The organism is Rhizobium sp. ERR 942 (assembly GCF_007828395.1).
GTDB classification, from domain to species: domain Bacteria; phylum Pseudomonadota; class Alphaproteobacteria; order Rhizobiales; family Rhizobiaceae; genus Rhizobium; species Rhizobium dioscoreae.
In genome coordinates, this window is the sequence record NZ_VIUA01000001.1 from 979,268 (window position 1) to 992,951 (window position 13,684).

Genomic DNA, 13,684 nt, shown 5'->3' on the forward strand with positions numbered 1-13,684 from the left:
TTTCGAGAGTTGTTTGTCACCGTCACAAACAAAATAGGTCAGCATTATTGACTTATCTTTTGTTGCGTGATCTTGTGTCAGAAAGATCAAAAATTACGAGGAAGCCCCATGTTGAATTGGGAAAATATCTTTGCGACGCGCTCGAGCCGTATGCGCGCCTCCGAAATCCGCGAGCTGCTGAAACTCTTGGAGCGGCCGGATATCATCTCTTTCGCAGGCGGCATTCCCGATCCGGCCTTGTTTCCGGACGCCGAATTCAAGCAGGCCTATGCCGATATCTTTTCCGGCTCGACTGTCAATGCAGCGCTGCAGTATTCGGTCAGCGAGGGCTACAAACCGCTGCGCGAATGGCTTGTCGGCCAGATGGGCGCACTCGGTATTCCCTGCGAGCTCGAAAACGTCTTCATCGTTTCCGGCTCGCAGCAGGGTCTCGATTATCTCGGCAAGCTCTTCCTGTCGCCGAAGGATACGGCGCTGGTGACAGCGCCGACCTATCTCGGCGCGCTGCAGGCCTTCAATGCCTATGAGCCGACCTACGACCAGCTGACGCCGAATGGCAATCGCACGCCGGATTCCTATCGCGCCGCGGCTTCCCAGGCCGGCGGTAGGGTGAAGTTCGCCTATCTCTCGGCCGATTTTGCCAACCCAACGGGCGAAACGGTCGATCTCTCCGGTCGCGAGAAGCTGCTCGATCTCGCCGAAGAACTCGATATCGCCGTCATCGAAGACGCTGCGTATCAGTCGCTGCGTTATGACGGCGAGCCGGTCGCGCCGATCCTGGCGCTGGAAATCGCGCGCAAGGGCAGCATCAACGACACGCGCACGATCTATTGCGGCAGCTTCTCGAAGACGCTGGCGCCCGGCCTTCGCGTCGGCTTCATCGTCGCCAATGCGCCCGTCATCCGCAAACTCGTCCTGATGAAGCAGGCGGCAGACCTTCATTCATCGACCATCAACCAAATTGCCATCCACCAGGTCGCCGAGCGTGGGTTCGAAGCGCAGGTCGCCAAGATCCGCAAGGCCTATAGCCATCGCCGCGACTGCATGTTGGCCGCGCTTGCGAAATACATGCCTGATGGTACGAGCTGGACGAAGCCGCAAGGCGGCATGTTCGTCTGGATCACCCTGCCGAAGGGTATGGACGGCGCCAAGCTGCTTGCACGGTCTCTCGAAACGGCGAAGGTCGCCTTCGTGCCCGGTCAGGCCTTCTTTGCCGACGGTAGCGGCGCGAATACCTTCCGCGTCAGCTTCTCCTGCGCGAATGACGAGATGATCGAAGAGGGCATCTCGCGGCTCGGTAAGCTGATTGCCGGTGAGATCGGGGCAATGGCGGCCTAGTTTTTTACCTTCTCCCCGAGGGGAGAAGGGGTTCGTCACAGATGCGGGCCGATCAGCGCCAGATCGGCCTCGCTCAGCCGATCGTTGGCGGTATTGCGCTGGTGCCAATAGGGATACATCAGCGGCTGCAGGCTGACGTCGTCGAGCCGCTTGCGTTCCTCGTCAGTCAGCTTCAGCTCGGCACTCGCAAGATTGTCCTTGAACTGGGCTTTGGTGCGGCCGCCGGTGATGACCGAGGTCACGCCCTTGCGGCCGAGGAGCCAGGCAAGCGCCACCTGAGCGGCCGAAACGCCGCGACTGTCAGCTATCTCGACAAGCGTATCGACGATATTCCACAGGCGGTTTTCATCGCGGATCGGTGGTTCCGTCCAACCGGCGAACTGGCGCGTGCCTTCCGGCGTTGCCTGGTTGCGGCGATGCTTGCCCGAGAGCAGGCCGCCGGCAATCGGGCTCCAGACGAGAATGCCGAGGCCCTGGTCGATACTGATGGGCACCAGCTCGTTTTCCGCGTCGCGTGCTTCGAGCGTGTAATGGATCTGCTGGCTGACGAAGCGTTCGCGCTTGTCGCGCTCGCTGACGCCGAGTGCCTTCATGATGTGCCAGCCGGAAAAGTTCGAGCAGCCGATGTAGCGGACCTTCCCCTGGCGAATCAGGGTGTCGAGCGCTTCCATCGTCTCTTCCAGCGGCGTCTGTCCGTCCCACTCATGCAGCTGGTAGAGATCGATCACATCGGTCTTCATGCGCTTCAGGCTTGCATCGCAAGCCTGGATAAGATGCTGGCGGGATGAGCCGACATCGTTGACGCCCGGCCCCATTGGGAAGCGCGCCTTGGTGGCGATGAGCACGCCGTTTTTGCGCGGGCCGCCGATGATCTCGCCGAGAATTTCTTCCGATGCGCCTTGCGAGTAGACGTCGGCCGTATCGAGCAGATTGACGCCGGCATCCACACACATGTCGACGAGCTTCTTTGCTTCCTTGACGCCGAGATCGCCAACGGTTTTTGCCCAGCCGACTCCACCGAACGTCATGGTGCCCATGGTGATGGTGGAAACTTTAAGGCCGGAGCGGCCAAGCAGGCGATATTCCATAGATCTATCCTCCTCGATCCCGTCTGAAATACGTGCCTCAGCAAATAGCGCCGGAGTGCCGCGGTCAAGATTCAATCATCATACGAACGGCAATCTATTCAAATTCAACTGTCACAATCATGTTAAGCCCTGCGTCTAGACAACCTCCTACAACCTAGCCGAGGACGTTTTCATGAAGACCTTTGTTTCCGCCTTTGCCGGCCTGTTGGCCATTGCCCTTTTCTCCGGCAGCGCCAATGCCGCCGATCTCGTCCTCTATACCAGCCAGCCGAATGCCGATGCGCAGGCGACCGTCGATGGCTTCATGGCCGCCAATCCTGGCATCAAGGTCGATTGGGTGCGCGACGGCACGCCGCAGATCATCGCCAAACTGCAGGCCGAAATGCAGGCCGGCGCTCCGGTTGCCGATGTCCTGCTGATCGCCGATACGGTGACGTTGGAGCGCCTGAAGGAAGCCGGCAAGCTGCTCGCCTACAAGTCACCGGAAGCCAAGAACTACGATGCCTCGCTCTATGACGCCGATGGTTATTATTACTCCACCAAGCTGATCACGACCGGCATCGTCTATAACACGGCGGCCGCAATGAAGCCGGCAAGCTGGCAGGATCTGGTGAAGCCCGAAGCAAAAGGCTTGGTCGCCATGCCGAGCCCGCTTGCCTCGGGCGCCGCTCTCATCCACGCACAGACGCTTGCCGGCGTCAGCAGCCTCGGTTGGGATTACTACAAGAACCTGGCCGACAACGGTGCGATCGCCTCGGGCGGCAATGGTGCCGTGCTCAAGTCGGTTGCTTCTGGCGAGAAGGCCTATGGCATGATTGTCGACTACATGCCGATCCGTGAAAAGGCCAAGGGCGCTCCGCTGGAGTTCGTTTTCCCGAAGGAAGGCGTTTCGGCCGTCACCGAGCCGGTCGGCATTCTTGCCAGCACGCAGCACGCCGATGCGGCCAAGAAGTTTGTCGATTACGTCCTCTCCGAAAAAGGCCAGGAAGGCTTCTTGAAGCTTGGGTATATTCCGGCCCGCAATGGCACGCCGCTGCCGGAAGGTTTTCCGGCACGTGACAGCATCAAGGTTTTGCCGTTGAATGCAGCCGATGCTCTCAAGAACACGGATCAGGACCTGAAGACCTTCTCCACCTACTTCAAGTCGAAGTAATCCGACCCGGATCTGGAATGTACTCATATGTGCGTCGAGGAAACAGCCAGCCGGCCTGGCTGTTTCCTTTTGTTGTTGCCGTCGTGCTTTTGCTCAGCGTCCTGCCGCTGGCGCGGCTGGCGTTCGTCGGCATCGAGGCGCTGCTCAAAGGCGGCACCTATGAACTCGTCACCGATCCCTCGCTCTGGCGCTCGGCCTGGTACACGATAGAAACAGCTGTGCTCGGCACCGTCGTTTCCGTCTTGCTCGGCTGCCTCTTCGCATTCCTGCTGACATTGACAGATTTGTCAGGCAGGGGATTGCTCGGTTTCCTCTTCGTGCTGCCGATGATGATCCCGCCGCAGGTGACGGCGCTCGCCTGGGTACAGATGTCAGGACCGTCGAGTCCCTTGCTGAAAGCGCTGCATATCGCGCCGCCGCTCGGCTCGCCGCAGCCGCTCTATTCCGTTGGCGGTATTGCGCTTCTCTACGGCGTCCAGCATGCGCCGCTCGTCTATCTCGCGTTGCGCGCTGGCCTGATGGTGCTGCCGCGTGATGGTGTCGAGGCCGCGAGGCTTTCTGGCGCGTCCGGCCTGCGTGTCTTTCGTGATATAATCCTGCCCTTGTCTCTGCCCGGTGTCATTGCAGGCGCCGCGATCGCCTTCGTCTCGTCTATCGGCAATTTCGGCATTCCCGCGATCCTCGGCATTCCCGCGTCGATCTACACTCTGTCGACGCTGATCTTCACCAAGTTTTCCAATTTCGGGCCGCGTACATTCGGCGATATTGCGGTGCTGTCGACGATGATCGCGGTCATCGCCGTTGCCGGCCTTGCGGTACAGGGCAGGGCCTTGAAGGGCCGTGACTATCGCGTCATCGGCATTTCCGGCGCGACGGCCGCCTTTTCGCTCGGTCGCTGGCGCTTTCTGGCGCTACCGGTGCTTTACGCCGTCCTGTTCGTCATGCTTGTCGCGCCCTTCCTGGCGCTGGTTGCCGGCGCGCTGGTGCCGGCGTATGGCGTGCCTTTGACCTTCAAGACGGCATCGCTGAACGCCTTCACCGAAATACTGTTTCGGCAGAGCATAACGCGCACAGCCTTTTCCAATTCGCTGTTTCTAGCTGGCATGACAGCTTTTGGTCTCCTGCTGGTGACAGTGCTCGCGGCCTATGCGCTGACGCGGCGGAAGGACATGCTGAGCCGCATCGTCGGTGGCATGATCGAGATCCCCTATTCGCTTCCGGGCATCATCATCGCCGTCTGCTTCATTCTGGTGTTCGCGGCGCCGCTTCCGATCTTGAATGTCACGCTTTACGGGACGATCTGGATCATCCTGCTTGCCTATTTCTCCGCCTATTTCGCCGTCAGTCTGAAGCCGGTCATGAGCGCTTTCCTGCAGCTCGATCCAGCACTGGAAGAGGCGGCACGGCTTTCCGGCGCCGGCTTCTTCCGCCGACTTATGGATATCATCGTGCCACTGATTGCGCCGGCGGCGGGCGCGTCGGTGATCCTGGTCTTCCTTATCGCCTGCAACGAACTCACTGTTTCGGCGCTGTTATGGTCGGCCGGCACCCAGACGCTCGGCGTCGTCATTTACAATCTCGACGATGGCGGCAGTGCCGATCTTGCCTCGGCCATGTCGGTTATCGTCATCGCCATGGTCGTCATCATGATGGTGCTTCTGGAAATCATGGCCAAGCGCCTGCCGAAGGGAGTGGTGCCTTGGCGAAGCTGATCCTCAATCATGTCAGCAAGGATTTCGGCACGGGCGGGCGCTCTGCCGTCAACGCCTTGTCGCTCGATGTGCGTGAAGGCGGCTTCCTGGCGCTTCTCGGCCCCTCGGGCTGCGGCAAGACGACCGTACTCAGAATGATCGCCGGTTTCGAACAGCCAACGGATGGCTCCATTCATCTCGGAGAGCGGCTGCTGGCGGATGCCGCAAACATGTTACCGCCTGAGCGGCGCAACATGGCGATGGTGTTTCAATCCTATGCGCTCTGGCCGCATATGAACGTATCAGACAATGTCGGTTATCCGCTGAAGGTGCGCGGCATTTCCGGCGAGCGTTACCGAGAGAAGGTGCGCGAGGCCTTGGCGACCGTGCGGCTTGACGATTATGCCGAGCGCCGGCCAGCCGATCTCTCCGGTGGTCAGAGGCAGCGCGTGGCGCTTGCTCGCTGCCTAGTGACATCGCCCGATGTCGTGCTGCTCGACGAGCCTCTTGCCAATCTCGATCGCCATCTAAAGAAGGAGATGGAGGAGACGTTTCGCGAGTTTCACCAGCGCTCAGGTGCCACCATGGTTTATGTCACGCACGACCAGAGCGAAGCGATGGCGCTTGCGACCGATGTCGCCGTCATGTCCGAAGGGCGGCTCCTGCAGGTGGCGCCGCCGGCGGAGATCTATGCACGCCCCGAAGGCAAGATGGTCGGCGGATTGGTCGGGCAGGGTGCCATTCTGTCGCTCGCGTTTCCCGATGGCGGTCTGCGCCGTATCGATTGGCCGTCCTTCCGAGGCCTGTGGGAGAATCGGGCAGGCGGCTCGGCCAGTGCGGATATTCTCGTGCGGCCTGAAGACGTGGTTGCCGACGGGGAGGGCATTTCATGCCGCGTCGTTTCCGTTCTCTATGAGGGCGAGCGTTATGCGCTAAGATTGTCTATGCCGGATGGACAGGTGCTGCGTGCCTATAGCCGCGATGCCGTCACCGCTGGCGACGACTACCGGGTCGCCATCCGCTCGGCTTGGCGGCTTTGATCGGGCAAGGGACAAGATGGTTGTTCCCTGTCGCCTCCTATGCTTGATTTGCTCGACGTCACGAAGGGGAGTCGCGCATGTCCGATCATAGCTTTCCGATTTTCGACCTCGGCGCTTTCGAAGCAGCCGGTCACGACGAGAAAAAGCGGCTCGGCGCGGAGGTGGATCGGATATGCCGCTCGACCGGCTTTCTGGCAATTGCCAATCACGGCGTTGCGGATGCCGTCATCGCAGAGGTCTGGAAGAAAACGCAGTCCTTCTTCGATCTGCCGCCCGAAACGAAGCAGCGCGCCAAGACGCTCTATCCCGGCTACCCTTACGGCTATCTCGGGCCGGGCACCGAAGCGCTGGCAAAATCGCGCAATGTCGACACACCGCCGGACCTGAAGGAGAGCTTTAATGGAGGTCCGCTTTCCATTCCCGCAGGCATGAGCGATCCGGAAGCGCTCGGCTTCTGCTATGCCGCCACCATCTGGCCGGAGGCGCCAGAAGGGTTCGTGGAGGCTTGGAAGGCTTATTATCGGGCGATGGAGGATCTGGCGGCGCGCATCATGCGCGTGTTCGCGACGGCGCTCGGCCTCGATGAACACTTCTTCGATCCGCACGTCGATGCGCCGATCAGTGCGCTGAGGGCGTTGAACTATCCCGAGCAGGATGTGCCGCCGCAGCCGGGCCAGCTTCGCGCCGGCGCGCATACCGATTACGGCAGCCTGACGATCCTCCTGCCGCAACCCGGCTCGAAAGGGCTCGAGATCATCGCTCCTGATGGCAACTGGACGCCGGTGCCGCCGGTGGAGGGTGCTTTCGTCATCAACATCGGCGACCTGATGGCGCTCTGGACCAACGATCGCTGGGTCTCGACCGTGCATCGCGTCGTCAATCCGCCGCCGGAGGAGGGCGGCATGCAGCGGCGGCAATCCCTTGCCTTCTTCCATCAGCCGAACTGGTTTGCCGAGATCGCCTGCCTGCCGTCATGCCTCAAGGAAGGCGAGGAGCCGAAATATGCGCCTGTTCTGTCCGGACCGTATCTGATGGGCAAGTTCAAATCGACTGTAACAGCCAAAGCTGGATGATGTGAGTATAATAAGCCGGCTCATATTCTTCTTAAATCGGAATGCTTCATGTCCCTGCGCCTTGCGACCTTCAATGTCGAAAACCTTCTGACCCGTTTTGATTACACTGGTTTTCGCAACCAGTTGCGCCAGGATCGCGTGTTGCAGCTTTTCGATGTTCGCAATGAAGAGGTCTATCAGCAGCTGGAGGCAGCCCGGGTGGTTGCCGCCACCGATGACACAAGGCAGATGACGGCGCTTGCGATCGCGGATGCCGATGCCGACATCATCTGCTTGCAGGAGGTCGACAACATGGCGGCGCTGCAGGCTTTCGAATATGGTTATCTCTATCGCATGGTCGGCAATGGCTACCGCCAGAAGTTCCTCATCGAAGGCAATGACAGCCGTGGCATCGATGTGGCCGTCATGATGCGCGAGGAGACGCGCGACGGCCAGCCGATCATCCTCAACGATATCAAGAGTCACGCCATGGTGACCTATGGCAATTTCGGCCTCTTCAATGACGAGCTTGCGGAGCTCGGCCTTCATTCGGAGGACAAGATCTTCAAGCGCGATTGCCTGGAGCTGCATCTCCATATCGGTGGCGTACCGTTCTCGCTCTACGTCATCCATCTGAAATCGATGGGACCGGCGCGTGAAGGCCTGGATGGACGTCATGCGACCATGCCGATCCGCCGGGCGGAGACCATGGCGGTTCGCCGCATCATCGAAGATCGTTTCGGGGCCGGCCACACGGCGACGAAGAATTTCGCCATCTGCGGCGATATGAACGACTATCAGGAATGGGTTGATGTCATCGGCACGCGCCGCACCGGCTATCGCTTCGAACCGCGCGGCGAGGAGAAGGGGAGCGCACTCGATGTCTTCAGCCATGATGGTTTCGCCGAAAATGTCATGCAGCGGCGCGACGAACTTGACCGCTGGACGCTTTACCACGCCCGCGGACCACAGGAGCAGCGCCTTTGCCAGCTCGATTATATCTGGCTCTCTCCCGCTCTGGCGCGGGCCAATGCGACGCGCATGCCCGATATCATCCGTTCGGGCCAGCCTTTCCGTACGATTTTTCCACCGGGGCAGGAGGTGGAGCGTTATCCGCGCGTCGGCTGGGACAGGCCGAAGGCCTCCGACCATTGCCCCGTCGTCATGACATTGGATTTGATATGACCCTCTCAGAACAGAACGACATGGCCGGCTGGCCGCCGGAAAGCACCGTGTTCCCCGTCTCCAGCATCGACCTTACGGTGTTTCGCGGCGAACATCCGTTTCACATGCACGCGCAAGAGGCGGCGCGGGAAAATTGGGCAAGGGAAATTGCCGCCAATCCATTACTCTATGACGGTCGCATGATCTTGCAGCACAGGCTGTCGCTTACAGGCGGTGCGGTGAAGGGGGAGGCCTATGTAGCACCCTTCTCGACATTTCTCTTTTGGCGAAAGCAGCGGCAGCCGGGAGCGTTTCACCTTTTTGCTTTTCCCGTCATCGTATCGTCGGATGGAGCGATCATCGCGATACGCATGGCCGCCCATACCGCAAATCCCGGTCAGGTCTACTGTGCCTCCGGATCGATGGATGAGAACGATATCGCCGACGGGCGTGCCGATGTGGAAGGCAATATGCGGCGCGAGGTGTTGGAGGAGACTGGTCTCGATCTAAAAGATGCCGCGCCGGTATCCGGATATCACGCAATGCATATAAGGCGTTCGATCACGCTTCTTCGAGTCTTCCGTTTTCCATGGACGGCCGAGGACATGCTTCGGCGGATCGAGGCGCATATGCTCGTTTCCGAAGAGGACGAGGTCGATGGCGTGGTCGCTATTCGATCGGCCGACCCAACGGCGCATCCCTACAATATTGCGATGCTTCCTATTCTCGCCTGGTTCTTCGGCAGCGACAAATAGCTTGGGCTTGCGCTGGAGTCGCTTGCAGTTATGAATATTCAAGTCTGGAAGCATGATGGAGGCCGGATTGGCGCGCAGCTACAGTGTCTATGATGTGTTCACCGACAGCAAACTGGCGGGCAATCCACTCGCGATCATCTTCGATGCCGAAGGGTTGAGCGACGAGGCGATGCAGGCGATCGCCAGGGAGATGAACCTTTCCGAGACCGTATTCGTGCTACCGCCGCAAAATCCCGCCCATACGGCAAATCTGCGGATATTCACGCCTGGTCGCGAACTGCCTTTTGCCGGGCATCCGACCGTTGGCACGGCGATCGCCTTGGCTGAGAAGGCCCATGCCAATCATGGCGGAGATCTCGATCTCGTTTCTGTTCTCGACGAGCGCGTCGGGCCGGTGCGCTGCGCCATCAAGCTGCGACAGAACAAGGCGAGCTTTGCAGAGTTCGACCTGCCGAAAAAGTCGCAGGAGATCCTGCTGCCGCTCGACAGGGCCGATATCGCCAATGCACTCAGCCTGAAGATCACCGAAATCGGCTTCGAGAATCATGTGCCCTCGATCTGGAGTGCCGGAGTACCGTTTCTTCTGGTGCCGGTCCACGATGTCGGCGCGGCGGAAAGGCTGGAATTCGATCAGCAGCTCTGGGAAAAGACGGTGCCGTTCGTCGACGGCGCGCTTGCCTCGGCTTTCATCTATTGTCGCGGCGGCGTCAATCACGTTGCCAAATTCCATGCGCGCATGTTCCCCGTGGGAATGGGTATCGTCGAGGACCCTGCGACAGGTGCTGCGGTGGCGGCGCTATCCGGTGCGATCAATCAATTCGACGCCCTGCCGGATGGACATCATCCGGTCATCATAGAGCAGGGCATCGAGATGGGCCGGCCGTCGCTGATTCATCTTCACCTCGACATCGATGGCGGCCTGATCGCCAATGCACGCATCGGCGGCCAGGCGGTGCGTGTTGCATCAGGAATTCTTGAGCTTTGATTTTATTGAGTTTTCGGCGGCCTCTGAAATTTTTTTGACAAAAAAACAAAGAAAATTCGTCTGGCCGCTGGACAATCAAACCGATCCTATTTATATGCCCGGTCACGCCGCCAGCAAGCGGTACGGGTGATTAGCTCAGTTGGTAGAGCAGCTGACTCTTAATCAGCGGGTCGTAGGTTCGAGCCCTACATCACCCACCAAAAACTCCTTGAAATCGTTGACTAATCTGTAACGTCTCAAGAGTTTTCGGCGGTCCGGTTTCCAACAAATTGGAAACGGTTTCCAATTCACGTTCCGTTCCTGTTCCGAAAGGCAGCCGGTTCGATCTCGCTCCAGCGACTTTCCATGAGCTTCATCGCATCGCGCGCCAAGCTGCGCAGCGCAACTTCCTTGCCGTAATGCTGAACCATCTGGGCTGACATATTGCAGATCGCCCCGACCTGGTTTTCAGTGCAGCCGACCTCAAGGAGATTGATAACGGCATTTTTGCGCAGGCCATGAAAGACGATGCGCTCGTCACGGAAGCGCTTGAATTGGTCTTTGTCCATTAGCTTTTGCCATTCTGTGCGAAAGCCGTCTGCGGTCTTGTAAGACTTGGTGCGAGAACCAGCATGCAATAACACGCTGTCATTGTTTGGAACGCGATCTATCCACTTACGGTAAGCCGAGTGGATCGGTATCCAAACTGTTTTCTTTGTCTTCTGAGCTTTTACGGCGATGGTGGTTTCGCCAACCTTTGGCTTGACCATAGCGATGACATCGCCCTGGCGCTGACCAGTGAAGAAAGCCGACATCGCAATCATCTGCAGATGAAAGGGTGCATGTTCGAAGAGGATTTCGAATGCCCAATTTGGCCACGGCACCCACGGTTCGCCGCCAGGAATCTTTTCCGTCTTTTCGATCGGATTAAAGGTGCAATATCCGCGCGGCACGCCCCAGGACATGAGGCGCGACAGAAAGGCGCGGAATTGGTTGGCGGTGGCCGGCGTATCCCCCAGCGCGTCGATCGCCTCTTGAGCGTCCACCGTCGTTAGATCTGCCGGGAGCTTGTTGCCCCAAACCTCCTTGATCAGCGTCCCCGAAGCCGTATATCCGCGGCGCGTCGATTTGGAGAGCTCAGACCAGATCGGGTTTCGTTCGTCCTGAAACGCCTCAACCATAGCTTTGAAATCTTTTATTCCTTCGCGCCCACGCCGAATGTAGGCTTCCATCGCGGCTGTCGCCTCGGGCCAAAAGTTCTTTTCTCCCAGCTCAGGAAGGCGCTTTCCGTCTAGCAGAAAGCCTTTCTCATCACGATCAAGAGCTTCACATATTGCCAGGCGGTGAGAGAAGTCCTGGTCAAGTGGCTCAGGAAGAGCGATCGACGGCCATGCATGCTTTTGGTTTCGAAACTTCGTGTAGAACGTATAGACCGTTTCCGGTCCCTTTTTGCGGCGTTTCGTCACCCGATGCACGTGTTTAGGCAGTTCCACGATTCCGCTTTTCCCTGATCTTGTCACGGAACAATGCTCCCATACCCGATGGCGTCTCACTTGCGCCGATGTTCATGGCGCGGTCGAGATCATCTCGATACCAAAACTTTCGACGTGTCGTGTCAACAACACGGGGTGCTGGATAGGTCGTGCCGACCCGATCAAGGAAATCCTCGACGTGCTTTTCGCCGCAATAGCCTGCGGCAAGCTCGGCGGTCATGCGAGGCGGCCAGCTTCCGGCTGGAATAGATGATGGGCGCCGTGCGCTCATTTCCCCTCCTTATCGCCGTTGGCCTTTTGTTCTTGCAATAGAGTGGGGGTGGAGTCCGAGAGGGCCGACCGAAGCGCAAATATGGCATATGGAGCGCCAGTAAAATGGGCTGATCCTTGCTCAAGCCACCATTCTTCAACGAGCCTTGCAGCCTGCTCAAGCTCTTCGATCCGGTCAGCGGCTTCGTCCAGCAGCGCATAATCAATGTGCCCGGTTTTCCGCAGGCGTGCTATGATGTCCGTCACTTCCCGCCCTCCTCGTTAAGAGCGGCGCGGCCGGCGTCTGACAAAATATGCCATCCGCCCGGACCAACCTTCAGATAGTCGAGATCGAGCGCGCGATTGACCTGGCGAATATTGAAATCGTACGGTGGATAGGCGTGACGATCAGGGTTGAATTCATTATCGCGATAGTAGACGAGGCACGCACGCATGGCTTTCGTCAGCTTCACCATTACCGCTCCTCCAGCCGAGACAGGAGGGCACGGCCATTTTCGTGGGCAGCATACAGAATGCGATCAATGATCGATGCGCACAGATGCTTGCGGCGCGATGACAAGCCATCCCAGAAATCCATGGAACCGCCGTTCTGCGCACCATATTCTTCGCTCCAGAGAGCCATGGCGAGTGCCGCTTCGGCGTGTGGTTTAAGATTGCGGTCAGACATTGGCTTTCTCCAGCTTCGAGAGGAGGGCGCGGATTTCCTTTGCGATCACCTCAGCGATCCAAGTTTCACCGGGCCAGTCGTCTTCATTGTTTCTGCCGGTGCGCTCGGCGATCCTGGCCGCTTCTTCAAGAGCAGCCTTCCTCACCTCTGCATGGCGCTGGCGTTCGGATTCGAGCGTAGCTTTCAGCCGCGCATTTTCGTGCTTGTCGGCGAACTCTGGCTTGCTGACATGAATGTGGTTCATGAAGCCCCATGCACCAGACGGTTTCCCCTGTTCTGTCCCATAGGTGCACTCGTCACATAAAGGCATCCCGCAGACGAATTGTCCGCAGAAATCGCACCCATGCGTAGCCGGTTGTCCACAACTCGCACACTTCGCCGAGGCATGTTCTTCGCAGAGATATCGGCCATGCTCGACTGGCTTACCGCAGGCGTACCCATAAGTTGAGAATTTGCAGGTGTCGCTCACTGTTGGAAATCCTTGTTCTTGCGAATGGCGTTCCGGCTCGTGATCATGGTGTAGCCATCGGGGAAACGGACGCAGCAGCTATTCATGGTGCCGCGTGCCAAGACTTCGCATGGCTGACCTTTTCGGCCTTGGCGATCCCAGCGGTAGATGTATGGAAGGAGGAGCGGGTAGAGGACGCCAATGGGAGAAAGCTCCTTCGTGATACGCAAGGCCATCATGCGTATGCCAAACCCAAGGGGCGCTTTCTGTCGGTTCGTATGAAGCGACTTCGTAGTGGCTGGTTCCATGGGCATCAACACCAAAGACCAGAATATCTTTGCCGCTCTTGGCTTCGTCATCGATCGGCAGCCACCCCTCTCCGCCGTTTCCGGCTTCTATCGGGGCGTGGAGGGCGGCAATTATCTCATCGGTATTGTCGATGATCCACTTCAAGCAGTTCGCTGTCGCGCCGTATACGGTCAGTTCCTCGGTGTGCTGCCAATTATAGAGCTGCCAGGATATGCCTCGATCAGATTTCGGTAACTTTTCGAGACGATTTCT

General features: G+C 58.6%; 16 protein-coding genes and 1 tRNA gene. 10 read left to right on the forward strand and 7 right to left on the reverse strand.

Translation table 11 applies throughout. The features are described from left to right. Window positions 1-108 precede the first annotated feature (108 nt). Complete coding sequence (locus tag FBZ97_RS04790) at window positions 109-1,338, forward strand: PLP-dependent aminotransferase family protein (protein WP_145316846.1); 1,230 nt, start codon at window positions 109-111, stop codon at window positions 1,336-1,338. A gap of 35 nt (window positions 1,339-1,373) precedes the next feature. On the opposite strand, the gene FBZ97_RS04795 is transcribed toward FBZ97_RS04790, so the two are convergent. Continuing rightward, complete coding sequence (locus tag FBZ97_RS04795) at window positions 1,374-2,426, reverse strand: aldo/keto reductase (protein ID WP_145316848.1); 1,053 nt, start codon at window positions 2,424-2,426, stop codon at window positions 1,374-1,376. 172 nt (window positions 2,427-2,598) lie between these two features. Between FBZ97_RS04795 and FBZ97_RS04800 the strand changes: the two genes are divergently transcribed. From FBZ97_RS04800 to FBZ97_RS04835, 8 genes are all read left to right on the forward strand, one after another. Next, window positions 2,599-3,579, forward strand: coding sequence for an ABC transporter substrate-binding protein (locus FBZ97_RS04800; RefSeq protein ID WP_113354520.1), 981 nt, complete (start codon window positions 2,599-2,601; stop codon window positions 3,577-3,579). 17 nt (window positions 3,580-3,596) lie between these two features. Further along, window positions 3,597-5,291, forward strand: coding sequence for an iron ABC transporter permease (locus FBZ97_RS04805; protein ID WP_145316850.1), 1,695 nt, complete (start codon window positions 3,597-3,599; stop codon window positions 5,289-5,291). Then, entirely contained in the window at window positions 5,279-6,310 is a 1,032-nt protein-coding gene (locus tag FBZ97_RS04810) for an ABC transporter ATP-binding protein (protein WP_145316852.1), read from the forward strand. The genes FBZ97_RS04805 and FBZ97_RS04810 overlap by 13 nt, the downstream gene beginning before the upstream one ends. Before the next feature lie 77 nt (window positions 6,311-6,387). After that, window positions 6,388-7,383 (forward strand): 2OG-Fe(II) oxygenase family protein, encoded by a 996-nt coding sequence (locus tag FBZ97_RS04815; protein ID WP_145316854.1) that lies wholly within the window; start codon window positions 6,388-6,390, stop codon window positions 7,381-7,383. Window positions 7,384-7,431: 48 nt separating this feature from the next. Continuing rightward, complete coding sequence (locus tag FBZ97_RS04820) at window positions 7,432-8,547, forward strand: endonuclease/exonuclease/phosphatase family protein (RefSeq protein ID WP_113332991.1); 1,116 nt, start codon at window positions 7,432-7,434, stop codon at window positions 8,545-8,547. Beyond that, complete coding sequence (locus FBZ97_RS04825; RefSeq protein ID WP_145316856.1) at window positions 8,544-9,281, forward strand: NUDIX hydrolase; 738 nt, start codon at window positions 8,544-8,546, stop codon at window positions 9,279-9,281. The genes FBZ97_RS04820 and FBZ97_RS04825 overlap by 4 nt, the downstream gene beginning before the upstream one ends. A gap of 67 nt (window positions 9,282-9,348) precedes the next feature. Then, window positions 9,349-10,266 (forward strand): PhzF family phenazine biosynthesis protein, encoded by a 918-nt coding sequence (locus FBZ97_RS04830; RefSeq protein ID WP_173004625.1) that lies wholly within the window; start codon window positions 9,349-9,351, stop codon window positions 10,264-10,266. Window positions 10,267-10,390: 124 nt separating this feature from the next. Then, window positions 10,391-10,466 (forward strand) — tRNA-Lys (locus tag FBZ97_RS04835). An 87-nt stretch (window positions 10,467-10,553) separates the two neighbouring features. On the opposite strand, the gene FBZ97_RS04840 is transcribed toward FBZ97_RS04835, so the two are convergent. The 6 genes from FBZ97_RS04840 to FBZ97_RS04865 are packed head-to-tail and all read right to left on the reverse strand — an operon-like array spanning window position 10,554 to window position 13,144. Further along, on the reverse strand, window positions 10,554-11,738 hold the full coding sequence (locus tag FBZ97_RS04840; RefSeq protein WP_186449444.1) for a tyrosine-type recombinase/integrase: 1,185 nt from the start codon (window positions 11,736-11,738) through the stop codon (window positions 10,554-10,556). Continuing rightward, entirely contained in the window at window positions 11,725-11,958 is a 234-nt protein-coding gene (locus FBZ97_RS04845) for a hypothetical protein (RefSeq protein WP_186449445.1), read from the reverse strand. Before FBZ97_RS04845 ends, FBZ97_RS04840 begins: the two co-directional genes overlap by 14 nt. Window positions 11,959-12,005: 47 nt before the next feature. Next, on the reverse strand, window positions 12,006-12,254 hold the full coding sequence (locus FBZ97_RS04850) for a hypothetical protein (protein ID WP_145316860.1): 249 nt from the start codon (window positions 12,252-12,254) through the stop codon (window positions 12,006-12,008). Beyond that, window positions 12,251-12,463, reverse strand: coding sequence for a hypothetical protein (locus FBZ97_RS04855; protein ID WP_145316862.1), 213 nt, complete (start codon window positions 12,461-12,463; stop codon window positions 12,251-12,253). The genes FBZ97_RS04850 and FBZ97_RS04855 overlap by 4 nt, the downstream gene beginning before the upstream one ends. Continuing rightward, window positions 12,463-12,675 (reverse strand): hypothetical protein, encoded by a 213-nt coding sequence (locus FBZ97_RS04860; RefSeq protein ID WP_145316863.1) that lies wholly within the window; start codon window positions 12,673-12,675, stop codon window positions 12,463-12,465. Before FBZ97_RS04860 ends, FBZ97_RS04855 begins: the two co-directional genes overlap by 1 nt. Then, window positions 12,668-13,144 (reverse strand): hypothetical protein, encoded by a 477-nt coding sequence (locus FBZ97_RS04865; RefSeq protein ID WP_145316865.1) that lies wholly within the window; start codon window positions 13,142-13,144, stop codon window positions 12,668-12,670. Before FBZ97_RS04865 ends, FBZ97_RS04860 begins: the two co-directional genes overlap by 8 nt. Window positions 13,145-13,429: 285 nt before the next feature. Here FBZ97_RS04865 and FBZ97_RS34280 point away from each other — a divergent pair, with 285 nt between their 5' ends. After that, window positions 13,430-13,666: a hypothetical protein gene (locus FBZ97_RS34280; RefSeq protein ID WP_186449446.1), complete on the forward strand. Its 237-nt coding sequence runs from the start codon at window positions 13,430-13,432 to the stop codon at window positions 13,664-13,666. Window positions 13,667-13,684 lie beyond the last annotated feature (18 nt).

What these genes read in the sequence shown, in the direction of transcription:
- FBZ97_RS04790 (WP_145316846.1), top strand. Translation starts at nt 109, where the DNA reads ATGTTGAATTGGGAAAATATCTTTGCGACGCGCTCGAGCCGTATGCGC.
- FBZ97_RS04795 (WP_145316848.1), bottom strand. Translation starts at nt 2,426, where the DNA reads ATGGAATATCGCCTGCTTGGCCGCTCCGGCCTTAAAGTTTCCACCATC.
- FBZ97_RS04800 (WP_113354520.1), top strand. Translation starts at nt 2,599, where the DNA reads ATGAAGACCTTTGTTTCCGCCTTTGCCGGCCTGTTGGCCATTGCCCTT.
- FBZ97_RS04805 (WP_145316850.1), top strand. Translation starts at nt 3,597, where the DNA reads ATGTACTCATATGTGCGTCGAGGAAACAGCCAGCCGGCCTGGCTGTTT.
- FBZ97_RS04815 (WP_145316854.1), top strand. Translation starts at nt 6,388, where the DNA reads ATGTCCGATCATAGCTTTCCGATTTTCGACCTCGGCGCTTTCGAAGCA.
- FBZ97_RS04820 (WP_113332991.1), top strand. Translation starts at nt 7,432, where the DNA reads ATGTCCCTGCGCCTTGCGACCTTCAATGTCGAAAACCTTCTGACCCGT.
- FBZ97_RS04825 (WP_145316856.1), top strand. Translation starts at nt 8,544, where the DNA reads ATGACCCTCTCAGAACAGAACGACATGGCCGGCTGGCCGCCGGAAAGC.
- FBZ97_RS04845 (WP_186449445.1), bottom strand. Translation starts at nt 11,958, where the DNA reads ATGACCGCCGAGCTTGCCGCAGGCTATTGCGGCGAAAAGCACGTCGAG.
- FBZ97_RS04855 (WP_145316862.1), bottom strand. Translation starts at nt 12,463, where the DNA reads ATGGTGAAGCTGACGAAAGCCATGCGTGCGTGCCTCGTCTACTATCGC.
- FBZ97_RS04860 (WP_145316863.1), bottom strand. Translation starts at nt 12,675, where the DNA reads ATGTCTGACCGCAATCTTAAACCACACGCCGAAGCGGCACTCGCCATG.
- FBZ97_RS34280 (WP_186449446.1), top strand. Translation starts at nt 13,430, where the DNA reads ATGGGCATCAACACCAAAGACCAGAATATCTTTGCCGCTCTTGGCTTC.